At 55.3% G+C, this 16557-nt stretch carries 18 protein-coding genes; 9 read left to right on the forward strand and 9 right to left on the reverse strand.

Features of this window, described 5'->3' with window-relative positions:
• Positions 1-21 precede the first annotated feature (21 nt).
• A complete protein-coding gene (locus SYNCC9605_RS03880) occupies positions 22-273 on the forward strand; it encodes a 4a-hydroxytetrahydrobiopterin dehydratase (RefSeq protein WP_011363757.1) in 252 nt (83 codons plus the stop codon).
• Complete coding sequence (cbbX, locus tag SYNCC9605_RS03885) at positions 257-1162, forward strand: CbbX protein (RefSeq protein WP_011363758.1); 906 nt, start codon at positions 257-259, stop codon at positions 1160-1162. Before SYNCC9605_RS03880 ends, cbbX begins: the two co-directional genes overlap by 17 nt.
• Here the strand turns inward: cbbX and SYNCC9605_RS03890 are convergent.
• Genes SYNCC9605_RS03890 through SYNCC9605_RS03905 form a run of 4 tightly spaced genes read right to left on the reverse strand, consistent with a single transcriptional unit; the run spans position 1116 to position 4511 of the window.
• Positions 1116-2342 (reverse strand): chloride channel protein, encoded by a 1227-nt coding sequence (locus SYNCC9605_RS03890; RefSeq protein WP_011363759.1) that lies wholly within the window; start codon positions 2340-2342, stop codon positions 1116-1118. The two genes, cbbX and SYNCC9605_RS03890, sit on opposite strands and share 47 nt — an antisense overlap.
• A complete protein-coding gene (locus SYNCC9605_RS03895) occupies positions 2339-2578 on the reverse strand; it encodes a 2Fe-2S iron-sulfur cluster-binding protein (RefSeq protein WP_011363760.1) in 240 nt (79 codons plus the stop codon). Before SYNCC9605_RS03895 ends, SYNCC9605_RS03890 begins: the two co-directional genes overlap by 4 nt.
• Positions 2575-4044 (reverse strand): cobyric acid synthase, encoded by a 1470-nt coding sequence (locus SYNCC9605_RS03900; RefSeq protein ID WP_041435494.1) that lies wholly within the window; start codon positions 4042-4044, stop codon positions 2575-2577. Before SYNCC9605_RS03900 ends, SYNCC9605_RS03895 begins: the two co-directional genes overlap by 4 nt.
• A 23-nt stretch (positions 4045-4067) precedes the next feature.
• Positions 4068-4511 carry an Npun_F0494 family protein gene (locus SYNCC9605_RS03905; RefSeq protein ID WP_011363762.1) on the reverse strand — a complete coding sequence of 148 codons (444 nt, stop codon included), beginning with the start codon at positions 4509-4511 and terminating at the stop codon, positions 4068-4070.
• Here SYNCC9605_RS03905 and SYNCC9605_RS03910 point away from each other — a divergent pair.
• Positions 4510-5064: a nucleoside triphosphate pyrophosphatase gene (locus tag SYNCC9605_RS03910; RefSeq protein WP_011363763.1), complete on the forward strand. Its 555-nt coding sequence runs from the start codon at positions 4510-4512 to the stop codon at positions 5062-5064. The genes SYNCC9605_RS03905 and SYNCC9605_RS03910 overlap by 2 nt on opposite strands.
• A gap of 64 nt (positions 5065-5128) precedes the next feature.
• Here SYNCC9605_RS03910 and SYNCC9605_RS03915 read toward each other — a convergent pair whose 3' ends face one another.
• Positions 5129-5800, reverse strand: coding sequence for a ZIP family metal transporter (locus tag SYNCC9605_RS03915; RefSeq protein ID WP_257929936.1), 672 nt, complete (start codon positions 5798-5800; stop codon positions 5129-5131).
• Positions 5801-6278: 478 nt separating this feature from the next.
• On the opposite strand from SYNCC9605_RS03915, the gene SYNCC9605_RS03920 reads away from it, so the two are divergent.
• Positions 6279-8534, forward strand: a complete 2256-nt coding sequence (locus tag SYNCC9605_RS03920) for an ERV1/ALR-related protein (protein WP_011363765.1) — start codon at positions 6279-6281, stop codon at positions 8532-8534.
• Between the two features lie 52 nt (positions 8535-8586).
• On the opposite strand, the gene SYNCC9605_RS03925 is transcribed toward SYNCC9605_RS03920, so the two are convergent.
• Complete coding sequence (locus SYNCC9605_RS03925) at positions 8587-9162, reverse strand: DUF4079 domain-containing protein (protein WP_011363766.1); 576 nt, start codon at positions 9160-9162, stop codon at positions 8587-8589.
• Between the two features lie 419 nt (positions 9163-9581).
• Between SYNCC9605_RS03925 and SYNCC9605_RS03930 the strand changes: the two genes are divergently transcribed.
• The 4 genes from SYNCC9605_RS03930 (at position 9582) to SYNCC9605_RS03945 (ending at position 12801) form a co-directional block, all read left to right on the forward strand.
• Positions 9582-10097, forward strand: a complete 516-nt coding sequence (locus tag SYNCC9605_RS03930) for a hypothetical protein (RefSeq protein WP_011363767.1) — start codon at positions 9582-9584, stop codon at positions 10095-10097.
• Positions 10098-10431: 334 nt separating this feature from the next.
• Positions 10432-10599, forward strand: coding sequence for a DUF4278 domain-containing protein (locus tag SYNCC9605_RS13655; RefSeq protein WP_011363768.1), 168 nt, complete (start codon positions 10432-10434; stop codon positions 10597-10599).
• A 187-nt stretch (positions 10600-10786) separates the two neighbouring features.
• Complete coding sequence (locus tag SYNCC9605_RS13660; protein WP_011363769.1) at positions 10787-11035, forward strand: DUF1651 domain-containing protein; 249 nt, start codon at positions 10787-10789, stop codon at positions 11033-11035.
• A gap of 1343 nt (positions 11036-12378) precedes the next feature.
• Entirely contained in the window at positions 12379-12801 is a 423-nt protein-coding gene (locus SYNCC9605_RS03945) for a hypothetical protein (RefSeq protein ID WP_011363772.1), read from the forward strand.
• Positions 12802-13188: 387 nt separating this feature from the next.
• Here SYNCC9605_RS03945 and SYNCC9605_RS03950 read toward each other — a convergent pair whose 3' ends face one another.
• The 3 genes from SYNCC9605_RS03950 to SYNCC9605_RS03960 form a co-directional block, all read right to left on the reverse strand.
• Positions 13189-14100: a hypothetical protein gene (locus SYNCC9605_RS03950; protein ID WP_257929937.1), complete on the reverse strand. Its 912-nt coding sequence runs from the start codon at positions 14098-14100 to the stop codon at positions 13189-13191.
• A gap of 492 nt (positions 14101-14592) precedes the next feature.
• On the reverse strand, positions 14593-15288 hold the full coding sequence (locus SYNCC9605_RS03955) for a ParA family protein (protein WP_011363774.1): 696 nt from the start codon (positions 15286-15288) through the stop codon (positions 14593-14595).
• 128 nt (positions 15289-15416) lie between these two features.
• Positions 15417-15611 carry a hypothetical protein gene (locus SYNCC9605_RS03960; RefSeq protein WP_011363775.1) on the reverse strand — a complete coding sequence of 65 codons (195 nt, stop codon included), beginning with the start codon at positions 15609-15611 and terminating at the stop codon, positions 15417-15419.
• A gap of 379 nt (positions 15612-15990) precedes the next feature.
• Here SYNCC9605_RS03960 and SYNCC9605_RS03965 point away from each other — a divergent pair, with 379 nt between their 5' ends.
• A complete protein-coding gene (locus tag SYNCC9605_RS03965; RefSeq protein ID WP_011363776.1) occupies positions 15991-16335 on the forward strand; it encodes a thermonuclease family protein in 345 nt (114 codons plus the stop codon).
• Positions 16336-16557: the final 222 nt, after the last annotated feature.

Genomic DNA, 16557 nt, shown 5'->3' on the forward strand with positions numbered 1-16557 from the left:
TCAGGCTGAACGGGGGCTCTGATGAATCAGTGGCAGGAGCGGAAACGACCCGTATGCCTCGAGTGTCGTTTCGAGTTTGAGAGCTACGACGCCACAAGGGATTTTCTCGACAAGCTCGGCGAGCACAGCGAGGCGACCCAGCGCTATCCCGACATCAGCTTCGGGCGCACCTACGTGAACATCACGATTCGGCCGGAGGATGACGGCACCGAGGCTCAGTTGAGCGAAGCGGATCGGGTCTTTGCCGCAGAGATCGATGCCCTCCTCAGTTGATCTGGCTTCGGCCTACGCCGAATCCGGTGTGGCTGAGGTGTTGGACCAACTGGACCGTGAACTGATCGGCCTTGCTCCGGTGAAGACGCGGATCCGAGAGATTGCTGCGCTGCTGCTGGTGGATCAGGCGCGGCAGCAACTGGAGTTGCCCAGCACGGCGCCCAGTTTGCACATGTCGTTCACCGGCCATCCCGGCACCGGCAAGACCACCGTGGCGCAGCGGATGTCCCAAATTCTGCATCGCCTGGGTTACCTCCGAAAAGGCCATGTGGTGACGGCCACCCGCGACGATCTTGTGGGTCAGTACGTGGGTCACACCGCCCCAAAAACCAAGGAGATGCTCAAGCGCGCCCAGGGTGGTGTGCTGTTCATCGATGAGGCCTATTACCTCTACAAGCCAGACAACGAACGCGATTACGGCGCCGAAGCGATTGAGATTCTCTTGCAGGAGATGGAGAGCCGGCGCAGCGACGTTGTGGTGATCTTTGCGGGCTACAGAGATCGGATGGAGACCTTCTACAGCTCCAATCCAGGCTTGTCCTCAAGGGTGGCGCACCATCTCGATTTTCCGGATTACAGCGACGACGAGTTGATGGCGATCGCAGGCCTGCTCCTCGAGGCCCAGCATTACCAGTTCAGTGCCGATGCCGAGGCGGCGTTCTCCGACTACGTCTCGCGCCGGCGTCAGATGCCTTTCTTCGCCAATGCGCGCTCGGTTCGCAATGCCCTGGACCGGGCCCGTCTGCGCCAGGCCAACCGGTTGTTTTCGCGGATGGGTGAAGCCCTCACCAAGCAGGATCTCACCACGATTGAGGAGGCCGATATCCTGGCCAGCCGTGTGTTCAAGGGCGAAGTGGAGGGCCACCATCCAGAACAGCACGGCCCCTGATCAGCTGCGCCATGGCGAGGCCCACCAGCAGGCCGGCTGTGCCATGGCCCTGCAGGAGGGCAATCCCGAGCACGAGAACCGCCAAGGGAGTAGGCAGCACGAAGCGGTACAACGCACCCGTGAGGGCGCCGCACCAACTGCCCAGGCTTCCGAGATCCGGCAGCAGCAGGTGAAGTCCCATCCCGAGTGCGCAGGCCACCAGGAACAAGGGGAAGAACACCCCTCCGCGCCAGCCGGTTTCCAGGCAAAGGCCAAGCATCAGCAGTTTCACGATCGCCGAGAGAAGCAGCACCCAGGCCTCAGTTGAGTTCTGGCCTTCCAGCAGGGGCCTCAGCTGGTCTTCCCCAGCGAAGGGAACCAAGGGCAACCAGTGCATGCAAGCGCCCAACAGCAGGCCGGTCAGCAGCGGCCACCAGGGCCATAGGGCCAGGAGTTTGCGCTGCTCCAGCCAGCCTTGCCATCGCAGCAACAGCCAGCCCAGGCCGCAACCGACCACTCCCCCCAACAAACCTGCGCTGAGGGTGCCGAGATCTTCTCCCAGGTTGCTGGGCCAAATGTAAGGAAGCCGTTGCAGCGATCCCCCGCTGGCAGCACCGATGCCGTGGAAGGCGGCAAACCCGGCCACACCGCCGAGGCTGCCGGGCAACCAGCGGTCGAGGAAGGTTTGCCTCCGGCTTTTTGGGTGAGAGGCTTCACCAACAACAGCACCCCCCAGCAGTGGAGCTCCGAACAAGGCCAGGCTCCCTGCCACCGTCGCCTCCTGCAGCTTCTGGTCACGACCACGCCAGATTCTTTGGCTGATCAGGGCGGCCATGCGGCTCATCAGAGCCTCAGGCCCGATGCATCCTCCCCCGATCTGGGCCAGTGCTGCGCCGAGAAGGCCGCGAACTTCATCGCGTTTTGGAGCGTGGTCGGGATCACGCAGATCACTCAGGGTGTCCCGCAGCTCAGGCAACAAAGTGTTGGGGCCGGGGCGATGCAGCAGAGAAAGGATCAAGCCGCTGCCGCCGCAGATCAACAGCGACCAGCCCAGGGGAAGGCCGCGATCCAAGCCCTCGAGCACCGGATCTCCCCAGAGCAGCTGGCTCAAGCCGTCGATCCAACCCATCACCACAGCAACACCGGCGCCACTTAAAGCACCGGTGAGCAGGGCCATCAGGCTGAGGCGAAGGCGAGTCACCAGTGCGGGTCGGCGGCGAATTCAACCCTGAGTTTCGCTGATTTCGACGCCGGAACGGTGCTGATGCAGGCACGCACCGTCTTGCCGTTCACGTCGATCTCGCAGGCCCCGCAGCTGCCCCCTAGGCAACCGGTGGGAATGCTGATGCCCGCTCCACTAGCGGCCACCAACCAGTCCTGGCCAATGGTTTCGTGGGTGATGCGCCCATCGGGCCAGCGCACAGGAATCGAGGTCATGGCTGGAGCAATGGAGCAAGGTTCACATGTTGCTCGAAGGCATCGGCCAGGCGATCGAGCAACAGATCACGGTGGGCGCTGTGGTTTTTGGGATCGTTGGCCAAAGGTTGTAGCCCCCGTTGCTCGCGAAGCCTGTTGAGCCAGGCCCGTCGCCAGGGGCCGTTGTCGAGCAAGCCGTGCAGGTAGGTGCCCACCACGCTCGAACCCTTCGGGCCTGGAGCCCACCACCCCAAACCAGGGTCACTGCTCAGGGGCTGAAGACCGGCATCCGGGATGGTGGTTCCGTAGTGCAGTTCAAATCCGCTCAGCGGCGTCTCCATGGGCCAAAGGCCATCGATGCTGCGCTGGCTCAGACGTTTGGTTCCGCTGAAGGTGGTCTCCAGGGGCAGGAGTCCCAAGCCGTTCTGAGAGCACCTCTGATCCGTGCCCTCCAGCCCCTCCGGATCGCTCAGGCTTCTGCCCAGCATCTGCATCCCGCCGCAGATGCCCAGCACGGATCCCCCCGCTTGGGCGTAGGCCCTGAGTTGATCGGCCAGCCCACAGCTGTTCATCGCCTCCAGATCCCGGAGCGTCTGTTTGCTACCTGGAAGAATCACGGCATCCGGCTCGCCCAGGGGTTCTCCGGGTTGAATCCAGCGCAGCCGCAGGCTGGCTTCGGCTTCGAGTGGATCGAGATCGGAAAAGTTGCTCAAGGAGGGCAACCGCAGCACAGCGATCTCCAGATCGGTGGCTCCCCGGGTGGGTTTGCGTTCCAGTAGATCGAGGGAATCTTCTGGTGGAAACAGCTCGTTGAGCCAGGGCATCACTCCCAGCACCGGTACCCCGGTGTTGGCCTCCAGCCAGCGGCGACCCTCATCAAACAGCTCGCGCCGGCCGCGGAAGCGGTTGATCAGGATGCCCTTGATCAGCGGACTTTCCACCGGTCGCAGAAGGGAGAGTGTCCCGACGATCTGGGCAAAGACGCCGCCGCGCTCAATGTCGGCCACCAACAGGCAGTTGGCCCGCAGGTACTGGGCCAGGCGCAGGTTGGTGAGGTCGCGCCGCTGCAGGTTCACTTCCACTGGGCTTCCCGCCCCCTCCAGCACCAGCCGGCCTTGGGGCCATTGCTGCTGGAGCTGCATCAGTCCGGTGCGGATCGCCTTCCACCCTGGGCGGAACCAGTCGCGGTAGTAGTGCTCGGCGCGGGCGATTCCCACGCTCTGGCCCCCATGGATCACCTCACTGGTGCTGTCTCCCCGGGGTTTCAGCAGCACGGGATTCATGGAGCAGCAGGGCTCAAGACCCGCTGCCCAGGCCTGCATGGCTTGGGAATAGGCCATCTCGCCACCATCGGCATCCACCCAGGCGTTGTTGCTCATGTTCTGGCCCTTGAAGGGCAGAGCCTGTTCGCCGCGGCGTTGGAGCACCCGGCACAGTGCCGCCGTCATCAGCGATTTGCCGGCACCGCTGGAGGTGCCCAGCACCATCAGGGGGCGAGGCGAGGCGCCGGTCACAGCGGCCAGTGCCGACGCAGGCTGTGACGCATACGTTCCAGCAACGGAATCGAACGCTGCAGGAGTGCAGGGTCGTCATCGAGCAGTTGCCGACCCAGGGGGGTGAGCCTGAAGCGGCTGGTTAGCCCTTGCCCATCCACTTCCCGGCGCAGCACGCCCACGCTGATCAGCCAACGCAGGTCGTCTTCGAGGGCTTCGCTGTTGCGGAACCAGTGCGTCTTGCGGCCGTAGCGACTGGGTTCGCTCCAGAGGTCACCAGCATCCAGGCCCTGCTGCTGAAGATCCCTGTACAGGGCTTCAGAGAAAGGCAGGCATCCAATGGCCCGGCGGGCCCGGTCACGGCTGCGTCGATCCAGCAGGTCGGTGGGGTGAGCGATGGCGAGGCCTCCCGTCCCTGGCAGCCTACGGAGCGTTGTTCTGCGGTGTGTTCTCGTGCTCATGCTTGCTTCTGCCTCGCCGGCGCGTCGCCGCTTGCTGGAGCAAGCGGGAATCCCGCATCAGGTGCGCGTCAGCGGTGTAGATGAGGACCAGATCCAGCATGCAGAGCCAGTAGAGCTAGTGAAATTGTTGGCTCAGGCCAAGGCTCAGGCTGTTGCTCAACGGCTTGATCCTTCGGGCGATGCCGAGATCACGGCTGTGCTGGGCTGTGATTCCGTGCTCAGTTTTGAAGGACAGGTGTTCGGCAAGCCCTCGGGGCCAGTCGAAGCGATCGAGCGTTGGCAGCGGATGGCTGGTAGCTGTGGATCTTTGCTGACGGGTCATTGTCTGATCCGACGCAGACAACCTGAGGTGTTGGCTTGTGTGGAGACGTTGGTGCGTTTTGCGCCGCTGAGTCAGGCCGAAATCGAGGCCTATGTGGCCAGTGGAGAACCGCTGCAATGTGCCGGTGGTTTTGCCCTCGAGGGCCGCGGCGGCCTTTGTATTGATGGCTTGGATGGTTGTTATTCCAACGTCATCGGACTCAGCCTCCCTTGGCTCCGAACCGTTTTGTGAAAACTGTGCGGCGCAAAACGCATCAGGTGGATCGTGAATTTCTCCATCTGGTGCATAGCGATCTCTAGTGAAAAAGATGTGAGACGGTGAACGCGATCGCGAAACCACTTCCCCCAACCACGCTCAGCCAATCCCGAATTTCCTCATAAGCCTCTGGAATGACGGCCTGAAAGGTCATGGCCATTACACCACCGCCTGCAAAGGCTGTGATGAACGCCTTGAAGGAGTCCGGTGCATCTCTTAACACCACAAAAGCGAGCCCTGCAGACAACACACTCACAACCACCACACCGAGCCAGACTGAGAGGATGCGCAGTCGTGAAACTCCACTGCGCTTCAGCCCTGCACCGCTGGCGAGGCCTTCAGGGATGTTGGCTACTGCAACAGCCAGGATCACGGAGCCGCTGACCAGCGGATTGTCCAGAAAAGAGATGCCGATACTCATCGATTCAGGAATGCCATCCAGAGCAGCGCCGATAACCAGTGCCATGGCGGTTTTGCGCTCCTTCTTTTGAAGAGGCGTGAGATTGCTGATGCCGCCGCAATTGGCTGAACATCGACGCCCTACCCCTGAGTGAGCAACGATCTGATTCGCTCCGATGTAGACCAACAAACCGGTCATGAAGCCGAAAAGCATGACCCCATTTCCAGCGAGTCGGTAGGCCTCCTGAACAAGGTCATACGAGAGCAGCGCAATCAGCATCCCGGCGCTTAAGGCCAGGAAAAAAGCACTCACTCTCCTGCTGGGCAAGAGCGCTAACCCAAACCAGGCTGAGATCAGGACCGGAACCATGGCCACGGAGGACCAGAACAGCGCATCGAAAACCGTGCCTCCAGCACTCGAGGTGATATCGACAGAAAGCAAGGCCAACCCCTCGTGTATGTATTGCGGCGGTCCTGGCCGACAGCCATAGGCCTAGCAAGAGGATGCAGCAGTGGAACGGGATCAAATGTTGAAGTTCGGAATCAGATGCTGATGAAACAACAATCGATTAGGCCACAGTTCGGTGAGCCTGAGCGGAGCGATGCCTTTCACTGCCGGTAACCAAGGCGGTTGATTCTCGATCACTGATTAGGTTGTAAGTGCTTGGCCCTGCAGGCTTTTGTGCTGGGGTGTGCGGATGACCGATGGCTTCAAGCTGGGTGGTTTGAAACCGTCAGAAGCCGATTGGGTCTGATCTGGTTACCTTCAAATTGAGTTGCGATTGCATTGAGTGGAAGGCTTCACACATAAAAAATTTGACCGTCTGTTCGATGGTCTGAAGCCCAGTGAGATCACGGCGGCTCAGATGGTTGACCGTGCGCGCGTGAATGGTGCTGAACTCACACTCCAGGATCTCAAGGGCGCGATTGACGCCCATCGTCTGCGAGAAGGTGCGATCAGCCTGCGGGATTGGCGCTTGCTGCTTGCCTTGCAGGTTGGAGATGTAGCTCTTAAAGCAAGGGAGGCTTTTGCCCTTCTGGATCAGGACGGCGACGGTTTGGTTGAACTGAATGCTCTAAAGAGGCTGATCCAGTTGTTCGAGGTCTCCACCCAGACGTCGGATGCCATCACGATCGAAATCGCGCGGGATGGTTCGGAATATTTTGATCTTCAGCATCTGCTCGACTACCTGCCGGAGCAATTCGAGTCCCATCCAAGGGCCTTTGTCGGAGCTCATCGGTCGGTGGACGCTCACGCTGCAACGAAGAAGGCGGCGTCCCATGGCAACGGGACTGCCAAGCACAAGTCCCACATTCTCAAGGGAACCTCTCCGCTGCAGATGCAGATCGGATGGTTTCGCCTGATTCAAGGAGCGGCTTACCGCAGCTTCCGTGAGAGTTATTCCGCCAATTCCGAAACTCATCTTCGTGCTTACGACCTGCCTTACACGATCTCTGATTTCGTTCGCTTCGTGAATGCGGCTGTTGACCTCTACCTCGCACTCGGAATTGTGGAGGACGGTGCAGAAGAGCCCTTCGAAAGCCTACGGACGTCTGTGAACAGGGCGGAGGTTGCCTTGCGGAACCGCATGGCGAACTGGGACTCCATTCCTCACACGGAGGCGATGCTTGAGGCGGAGGGCAGGATTGAGGAGGAATTGCAGGAACTGGATCATCACCACCAGATCGTGGTTGTGGTGATTGAGGTGCTCTTAACGGCGGCATTGCATGGTCATCATCCAGATCAGGTCACCCATGAGGATCTGCAGAGCCATGAGCTGAACCGCTTGCGCCAACTTGATGATCATCGGGAAGTCGCCGCATCACTGGACCACGACAAACCGACCACGTCCCGTACGTACCACGACACTTGGCAGCGGGTGATCGTTGACGCCGACGACGAGCGTTATGCCGGTTCAATCATGCCCACGGCCTACTGGTACGACGAGTTCATGCCGTTGCTGCTCCGCGCCAGCTCAGTTCTGAGTCAGGACGACATTTCCGCTTGGGATGATGCTGACGATGACGTTCTCAATAGCTGGTTCGCGGAACGTCATGCTGCAGGCGAATTTGATCTTTACGGCCACGCGACTGAAGAGGCATTCCAGTCCCGTCCCTTGACAATCAAGAGAGAACTCAAACGCGCTTGGGAGCTCACACGTCATTACCTCAATGGTGTTCAGAAACGACGTGAGCGGGAGGAGTTTGGCCGTGAGTCCGGTTTTTTATGTCAGTACGTCGCGTTTCTCGATCTGCATGTCGGGCGTCACGACGTTGAAGCCAGCGAGATGCGGGTGAGCTTCCCTTATTACATCGGTCCGGCCACTTGGCGTTTCATCCACACCAGTGCGGAACTGATTGCAGCCCAACCTGCTGAAGAGCAACAGGCTTCGGTTGATGTGTTCAAAGCCTTCTTCTCTGCTTTGGCCACGATGTACCCATGCCCATACTGTCGTTTCCATCTCAACCGTTATGTGGTGCGCAACCGCGAGGTTTCGATGTATCCGATCGAGTACCTGCTGCTGGGATCCGCTCAGGCGAGCTCAAACCTTGAAGTGTCTTTACAGGACAAACTGGACAAGGTGATCGATGGGAGCTCCCTGCGTCTGTTCCTCTGGAAGCTGCACAACACCGTGTCGTCGTCAATCGCGCGTAGTGAGGATTGGTATCACCAGGATTCCGGGGCGATCTATACCTCTAGATACTGGCCCAGCCTGGATTCTGAGCTTGAGCGTGCCCACACTCTCGGCATTGACCTGATTCAACGCGATCGCGTTCAGCGCATTTACGGTGTGGCGAAAAGTGCAGCCCATCTTTCGGTGTTGCGCGATGAACTGCAGGTGTCGCTGCATGCCGATGATATGCAGCAGCAGGAGGTCATTCGCACCAAGGCGGTTGGAGCTATCGGTGCAGTTGAGGATGCCGTGCTTCAGTCCCGCTTCCTTCATGAGAATTACCGCTACAACCCTGATCTGCAGTTGGAGCCGCCCCATTTCAGCCCTGCTGAAGAGGTCCTGGCCCGCAGCGGTCAGTTCACAGAGGACTGATGCTTTGGAGTAGCGGCTTTTTCGGGCTTGTGTTGACTGCTTCGCTCAGAAATCAGCCCAACACAAGGTTTCTGGTGCCAGAGATCGCTTGCATGGCAAGCAGCAAGGCCACCAGAAGATTGCTGCTGATGTGAATGCGTCTGGCACACGTGGAATGTCCAATCAAGGGCTGCAGCGAAATGGAGTTCAGCAACAGGGTGGTGAGCAACAGGCCCATCCAGAAATGCGACTGCCAGAACAGGGGGCTCCAGGGAACATCGCTGAATCGCTCCACTGCCGGTTGCAGCCCCAGCAAAAGCAGGCCTGCTGCACTGGCGCTAGCCCAGAGAAAGCGCTGCCAGACCATCCGGGTCGCCAGCAGGCGTCCGAAGCTGAACATCACAGCGCTGCCGGTGAGCATCAGACCCAGGGGATGGCTGCCCCAGAGGCTGTGGCCCAGGCCGATCAGCACTGACACCAGCACCCCGCCGGTGACCCAGGCCCCATGCTGCGCGTGCTCCACCGGCACCGTGTCGGCGATCGGGTTGAGATTCAATCGTTTTTCCCGCGCCAGAATTCCCAGCCGGATCGTGGCGCCTACGACGGGGTAGACGAACAGGATCATCAGCACCGGATGCAGCAGCCCCATCCAGGCATGGAGGCTGAGGACCTGATCAGACAAAGCAACGGGCTCGCTGATCCCAGCCTGCCTGATCCACCCGGCATCAGCCGGAGGTGGCTGTGCAGATGATCCGAGCGAATGAAAATTCGATGCCTAAAGACGATCGGATACACATCATTTGTTTCGAACCGGGTGTTGCAAGTCTTGCTGTGACAACCGCAGGCTCTGAGTCCTGGAGATGGGCAATCGATTGTTGTTGGCTTCAAGCTTGAATGCATGCGATGCCTCAAGACCCGCGTTGCAATAGCTTGCTGAGCCTTCTTGATCAGGATTAACTTCCTTTATTTGTTTTGAGTTTTTGGCTGTCTCCTGAAATGAAAAAAATAGGTGTTGTTTTGCTGTCAGGTCTTTGTGAGAGGTATTCCTGCTGATGATGGAGACGATCGATGACGCTGACTCGGATTCCAGATCTCAGAGTGAAGAAGGTTCTCTGGGGCACCCTTGTCGTGCTTCGGGTTCTTCTCGTCATGGCTGTTTTGGCCTATGTCGCCATCGAGTACATCGAATTTGACTCCAACAAAGAGGTCTTGCATCTCACGTTGTTTTCGATGTTTTTTTTGTTATCTAACTTCCTGATTAATGTCGGTCGGCACAAGGCGGCCATTCAAAACGATGAGCATGCCCAGAGCCTGTTCTGGATGGCGATGTTCGCTCTCTCTGCCGCGATGTTGGAGTTGGTGGATTTGGCGTTGGATCAGGTTTTGGCGGCTATAGCCGATCCGTCGATGGTGGTCTATTCCAACATATTGGCTGTGGTTGAGTTTTTGATTGGTATTTTTTCAGTATTGATGGCATATTTCTCGATCGACAGGCTTCTTGTTTTTTTGCGTTCAATCTCCTTCGAGCTTAGATATATCGGCCTGCAAGCAAAAAAAATCCCCCGCCCTGAGAGCGAGGGATAAGGCTGGTACAGACCAAGAACTGCAACCGGTAACTGTCTGACAATCAGACCTTGCGGGAGTAGTCCACGTTTTGAGTGCTGAACTGCTTTTGGAGCTGTTTTTGGAGTTTGAGTGAGGTTTGAGTAAATGCCTCTTCCTGTCTGACACTTGGCTCAACAAAGACAGATCGCGTCAGACCTGCGTGGGCGCATAGGCGAGGTTGTTATCCGCTGTAATGGGTTGACCCGGGCGTATAATTTTTCTGTAGCAACCGCTACATGACGTTCACCCCTCAACTCAGGGGCGCAGATCACCAGGCCAAGGAACGGGGACCTGGATTTCTGAGGAACTAACCATGACTGCTCTTCTCTATAGAGGTCACTCCTACGAAGCTCAAGCAGCCTCGCCCAAAGCTTGTGTCGAGCTGACCTACCGCCGCGAGCACTACAACACCTGCCGCGAAGAAGTCGCTCACAACGCTCCTCCAAGCCTGACCTACCGCGGCGTTTCCTACGCCAAGTGATCAGGGCTGAATCAGATCTCAAGCCCCTGCCTATGGCGGGGGTTTCTTTTTGGTTGGACTTGTTTCCATAGTCCTGAGGATCAGTCGCGCCAGTCGTTTTCAGGCGTGGTTTGAGCAGGTGCTGCTGAAAGTTTGAGCAGACCCGTCCAGCGGTCATATAGTGGTACAGATGTACTGGTATTGAGTTATGGGATCAGAGGGCTTCATCCAAGATCCGGCGACCAAAGAAACGAAGCGGTTTCACCGGGACGAGAAGAGCTGGATCAGAGATCCAAAGGTCTTTGTCGACACGGGTGTTCCCATCCCTGGCGAGCCACCACTCCTCAAGACCCGTATACACCTGCGAAGGGAGGCTGCAGAGCAGCTCTGGAGGGAGTTGCATCGTGTTGGCTGGCAGCAAGTAGAACCTTGTTGGGGCGCTTCTGCTGAGCCATAGAGCGGAAGGGGGTGCCGGGGTGGTTTGCGGCCGTGCCTATACGTAAAAGGGATTCAGAAATTTCCGCGGGATTTTTTCTGTGCGGAAATCTTTGGTCACTATCTAATTAGTCCGTTGAGATCGATTTCAAGAAGAACGCAGAAAGCAATCAACTTCTCTAATTTCTCCCGATCAACGGAGGTCATTATGAGCTGAATTTCTGATCGATCCATATCGTAAGGGCGTAAACCCCGACAAACATTGGTAGGTAAGCAATCCAAAGACTGGGTAGGTCGAGGCCGCTGTTATTGATCACGACCAAGCCGAGGTAGCTGAAAGATCCGTAGACAGCGGCCCGGCGAAGCGGGCGTAAAACCTTATTCATTGTGATTAATGGTCTTGTAGAAACCGCACACCGCCATACAGCAGTGCCATTACGGCAATAATGGCTATGGAAGTAGTTGCCGTGAGATTGAATTGGTTGAGCATTAGATCCTTTACCTTATTAATTAGTTATAAATCTACTCATGCAAATTTGAGTGAGGAGAACCGCCATTCCAGGATCGCAAACCCGCCCACACAGTTGGGACTGCTCAGTTGTAAAGGAGAGTAATCCAGCTTTGATATGTGTCTTCGATCTGTTGCTGGGACACGATCTCGAGGCCGTTTACCGCTTGAAGTTGGGTAACAGCAATGCGCGACGACCAATACAAACTGCGGCAACCTAGGCGTAATCACGCCTGTCAGAAGCTCCACCGTCTTTCGTTAGGACTTCTGGCTTCTGCCATAGCCATTGCCCACAAAGGCTCAGGACGGCACCGCTGAAGACCCTGGTGATGTGATGAGCATGATCCAGGGTATGGGCGAGCAGCTCGATGAGTGCCGATATGAAGACTTGGCAGAAAAACGTGATCTATTGGCAGCTTAGCTCTGTCCGCATAGACTCAGTTGACTGGCATAAGTCAATTGAATTCTGGAACCATAAGGCGGCTCATTATTACTCTTTTTACTGGGTATCTAACTGTATTTGGCGTAAGACAAATCCCTTATGAATTTGACAATGAATGGCTTGTCCTTGTGCCAGCATTGATTCTTGTCTATGCATTAACTGTCTGGGTAGAGGGCAAGATATTCAAGGAGGAATCAGTCCCAGCTTCTGTTAGTAAGCCTGTCAAAAAGAAAGCTGAACCATCAACCAAAGGATTCAAGTAAATGGAAGACAAACCACTTTCACCAAAATGGTTCATTCAAGCAATGGCTTTGCTTGCTGTTGCTGGGATGACGATTCCGTTGGTTGCAGGAGTCGCTGGGTTCATCAAGGATGAGTTGAGGAGACCTTCCACTATTGAGCGAGGTGACTAGTCATGGGCTTTCTCTATTTGGTGGGATTCAAGGGTCAGCCCTACGGTCACGAAGATGATTTCAACTATGCATTGAGAGAGCTGCTTGATGAACACTGCAGCTATTGCACCCCAGCTTACAAGACGGAAGTCTTTGGTCCTTATACACCTGAGCAGAGCTTGGCAGAAATCTGCTGGTTATTGCAGGAGATTGGATACACGCAACGTGAATATCATGATCTGATTGATCAACTCCGAGAGAAACACGAAAAGGTCAAAGGCTATAAGCCTTCATCATGGTTTGATGTCTTCCGTGGTCGGGAGATACAGCGCCAAGAAAGAGAGGAGCGAAACGAACGAATCGATAGATGGAAGTCAGACCAAAACCGGATCTTCCGATCTTTGATTTCTAAGTGGGTTAAACCAAGAATAAGAAGAAACGACTAATTTCTAGATCTTATGATCATTAACAACAGGATTCTCTGGGATTAGGAACTTCAGTTTTCCGAGCCTTTCATCAAGCAAAGTCTCGCGGGTGACCCCCTCTTTAAGTCGAAGTCGGACAGTGCCTCCTTCAAAGAAGAGGTCAAAGGCATCGTTTAAATCAGTGATTGGTATTGTCATTCTTTAGCGGTTGAATAAAAAAGTTGAAACTTGGAATTGATTTGCGAGCTATTACTCGATGACCCATTCGCTGATCATCGACTGAGCATCTATGGGTCGTGACTTGAGGATGGTGTCGATACGTTGTCTTGCGCTCACTGCAATCTGACCAAGACACCAGAACCTGATGTGCGGTTGAACGTATTTGCTGCGTGGGTCTGGATTCATAGATCAGTGAATAGGGGTGACTTCAATGGGTTGATGCTTAGCGATGAACTCCTCAAGCAGTGACTGAACTGCTTCGACCTCGTCGATTAGGTGAGCTTTGGCAGCTGGAGCAAATCCGGCTAGACACTGGTCCATCTCTCCCGAGGCAAGGAAGAGGAAAAACTGCTTAACCAGCTTTTGACCCCACTCCGGTTGGGCAATGAAAGACTCTTCTTTGGCGTCGTCCATGACTTCCAACGACTCATGCGTAGTTAGTGCATGCGTTGGACGTGTCTCTTGAACGTTGGCGCGGCTTGGTGTCCGAGCCCTCCATTCGTATTCGTCCTTCGGATTCGATCGGCGTAACTCCTCCAGCTCAGCTTGCGTATAGACCTTGTTGTCATCGAGAAGCTCTCGTCGCACTTGGTCCACAGCGTCATTGCTCATTAGAGACAACTCGTAGAGCTTGGAGACATTCTTGAAGTACTCGTCAAGGAAACGGTTTTGCCTTTCGACCAGCTCGAGTTCAGTGAAGAACTCCTCAAAACAAACGGTGGAGAGGGGTTGGTTGTGATTCCTTGCGTAGAACTCACCGGCTCCCATCAGCTTGCTTACTTTTGACTTCTTAAATCCAATTTCTTGAAGCTGCTCACGAATGTGTTTTTTAAACTTGGACCTTTCATAGCGTTCATCCATTGGGACGCTGAATAAGGCTATGACTAGCTGTAGACCTGCAGAGGCTGATTCCTTTTCAAGCCTATTGGTTTCGACGTATAGCTTGTGAAGCTGAGCTTCTACTCGTTTTCCTGCTAGTTCAGCAATAGCTTTGGCGGCTGGAACATAACGATGATCAATACTTCTATCATCATTCTTGGGCGAAATTAAATGATTTAGTTTCATGTTGTTGTATAAAAGTTTCTGCGGAAAACTTTCCACCACTAGCTGGTGACTTGTCCTAGCTAACGGTGATAAGTAGATGCTTGGGATGTAGAAGAGGTTTGTCTGCCGAAGGCTCCGCCACTACTGACAGAACCTTTTGAGATGCTTGGGAGAGGTCTCTGCGCCGCTGTCTGGGCTTGACTTCAAGGGATATGTATTGGGACCAACCACGACAGCCACTACCGTTCGTGTTCTTAGGCGCATATCAACGCGATCTTGCAACTACTGCTTTTTGCCATTCATCCAAGACCGTTTTTTTACCCTGGCATCCAGCCAGCATTTGGGAGTCTTTCTCCCTTCACAAAGGTAGGGGTAAAACAAGCAGATCTATTGCAGCATTCGAGATGTGAGCAATCAAAAGATTTCTAGTGACGATCTGCTAGTCCACTATTGAGCACGTCGAGATGCTTATAAGAGGGAGACACAGGAGCTTTGATGCGGAATTCTCTAAATCGCTATTGGGCTGAGGCCAGTTATGCAAATCGTTTTTCAAGCGGCCATACGTTGTTCCATGGGCGTGAAGTCCCATCCAATTGGTGACTGGATTGGATTCATCTTTTTATGCATTTCGTATAGATCTTCGATTTCTTTGCAGGCCGAACTGTATGCAGACCAGCCCACCATCCGTCGTGGATTAGCTCGCCCTCGGTTGTCAATTGCCTGATCAACAGTGACTCCTTCTGTTTCTGCTTGTTCAAATGCGCTTAGCAATGGAATTTGTGCGTCGAGAACCTTGATGTCGAATCCTTCAAGAAGTTCTTTGGCATTTTTAGCTGCAGCTTCTTTGCGTGAGTCAACTTTAACAAGAAGCGCGGCATAGGGGATCTTGTATTTGTTTATTGTCTGTGCCATCTCAATTGTCAATTCCATTGACCTGCTTTGTGTAGTTGTAGGTAGCAAAATAAAGTCAGCACCTTCTACCAAATTCTTCATCTCTTCTTCGTTGGTGCTTGCTTGCCCATCTGTGATTACAATCTCAGCCAATCGAGTCGCTTTGGCTGCTGCTTCAATCGGTACAACTGGGCAAGGCAAGAGACCTCTGGCGCCATAGGCAGTCGCCGATCTGTTGCGGTCGGCATCAACCAGGACGACCCGTTTTTGCTGATGGCTCCAGCTTGCGGCTATGTGAACGCTGCTACATGTTTTTGCAACACCACCTTTCTGGCCAAAAACAGTGATGAACACAGGCAGCAGCTAATGACTTATTGGAAGCATCGCGTTTTTTCTCTGGAAGGCAATACTTGAGTTGTTGCTGCTCCAGCCCTGTCCGTGTCCCCCAGCTTTTGGTTCTGCGTTGTTATGGGGTTAGCTGTTCAAGCAATACCCATCATTGGAGCCAGCCACTCGGCATGAAGTGCTGAAAGCACTGACATGTCAAAGGCGTGCACTGCTGGGTTGGTCTTGTCTGCCACCCACAGCAGTCCAAAGGGAGCATTGATCGCCAGCTGCAACCTCCACCGCCAGGTGATGAACTTCCAAGCCTTCAGAAGGATCGGGTTCTTGATCACGGCTGAGCTGGACCCAAGGTTCGCGGACCCTATCCAGCTATGCGCCCATATCGCTGATCAACCTATTTATCTCTTCTGTCATCCCTGTGCTGATAGATAAGGCAGCAGGTCGATCCTTCGCCTCCGCATCGCCAAGGATGCAGGTGACGCCAAGGACACCCAAAGACAGGGCCGCCGTCGCTCAGCGGACTCATCATCCTGCCAACTCAGAGCTCAAACGGAGAGCAGCTCCCAATACCCAGGCACTGAGGACCACGACAAGCAAGACGTAGAGAGACCGGATAGACAGCGGACGGTCGGCAGGGTCTACCCCTGATAAAGGATCCAAAGGTCCTTGTCGAGGTGACCCACTCATTGGTCACACTCGCCGTCATCAGTGATGCTCCTTGCAGCTCTTGCATCCGTTGTGATCGCCTCCTGCTACGACGGCGATACATGCACGACCACCACTGGTGAGAGGGTTCGACTGGCCTGCATCGACACCCCTGAACTACATGGGAAGAGAGCTGAGCCGATGCCAGCCAGAGCTGCTCGAGACCATCTGAGAGGTCTTGTGGTGGGCAAGGAGGTCGTAATCCGTCGAATCACCGAAGACCGCCACGGCCGAACAGTGGCAGAGCTATCCATCGGCACAACGAACGTTCAGCAAGAGATGGTCGCCACAGGTCACGCAGAGATCCTTTCGCGGTACGCCCATCAATGTCCTTGGACGGAAGGCCAGTAGTCGGCACCTGCGGAGTACAGCGCCGATGAGACTTCTCATAAGCAAGCCACCCAAAGATTCCCGCAGATTCCATAGCTGAGGCAATGCGCCTTAATGCCGATGACTTTGTGCCCTAAAGGCACAAAACTGTGGTCATCGAGATCGGAGGCGTTCATGAGAGACGACGGTCCAACCGAGCAGATCCAAGAAGCAGACTGACTTTCTGGCCCCTGCTCCAACAGT

The sequence above is a fragment of the Synechococcus sp. CC9605 genome (genome assembly GCF_000012625.1).
Taxonomy (GTDB): Bacteria; Cyanobacteriota; Cyanobacteriia; order PCC-6307; family Cyanobiaceae; genus Parasynechococcus.

Bases quoted from the DNA above. Each gene is read 5' to 3' on its own strand.
- SYNCC9605_RS03880 (WP_011363757.1), top strand. From the start codon at position 22: ATGAATCAGTGGCAGGAGCGGAAACGACCCGTATGCCTCGAGTGTCGT.
- cbbX (WP_011363758.1), top strand. From the start codon at position 257: ATGCCCTCCTCAGTTGATCTGGCTTCGGCCTACGCCGAATCCGGTGTG.
- SYNCC9605_RS03895 (WP_011363760.1), bottom strand. From the start codon at position 2,578: ATGACCTCGATTCCTGTGCGCTGGCCCGATGGGCGCATCACCCACGAA.
- SYNCC9605_RS03900 (WP_041435494.1), bottom strand. From the start codon at position 4,044: ATGGTGCTGGGCACCTCCAGCGGTGCCGGCAAATCGCTGATGACGGCG.
- SYNCC9605_RS03910 (WP_011363763.1), top strand. From the start codon at position 4,510: ATGCTTGCTTCTGCCTCGCCGGCGCGTCGCCGCTTGCTGGAGCAAGCG.
- SYNCC9605_RS03905 (WP_011363762.1), bottom strand. From the start codon at position 4,511: ATGAGCACGAGAACACACCGCAGAACAACGCTCCGTAGGCTGCCAGGG.
- SYNCC9605_RS03925 (WP_011363766.1), bottom strand. From the start codon at position 9,162: ATGGGGCTGCTGCATCCGGTGCTGATGATCCTGTTCGTCTACCCCGTC.
- SYNCC9605_RS03930 (WP_011363767.1), top strand. From the start codon at position 9,582: ATGACGCTGACTCGGATTCCAGATCTCAGAGTGAAGAAGGTTCTCTGG.
- SYNCC9605_RS13655 (WP_011363768.1), top strand. From the start codon at position 10,432: ATGACTGCTCTTCTCTATAGAGGTCACTCCTACGAAGCTCAAGCAGCC.
- SYNCC9605_RS13660 (WP_011363769.1), top strand. From the start codon at position 10,787: ATGGGATCAGAGGGCTTCATCCAAGATCCGGCGACCAAAGAAACGAAG.
- SYNCC9605_RS03945 (WP_011363772.1), top strand. From the start codon at position 12,379: ATGGGCTTTCTCTATTTGGTGGGATTCAAGGGTCAGCCCTACGGTCAC.
- SYNCC9605_RS03965 (WP_011363776.1), top strand. From the start codon at position 15,991: ATGCTCCTTGCAGCTCTTGCATCCGTTGTGATCGCCTCCTGCTACGAC.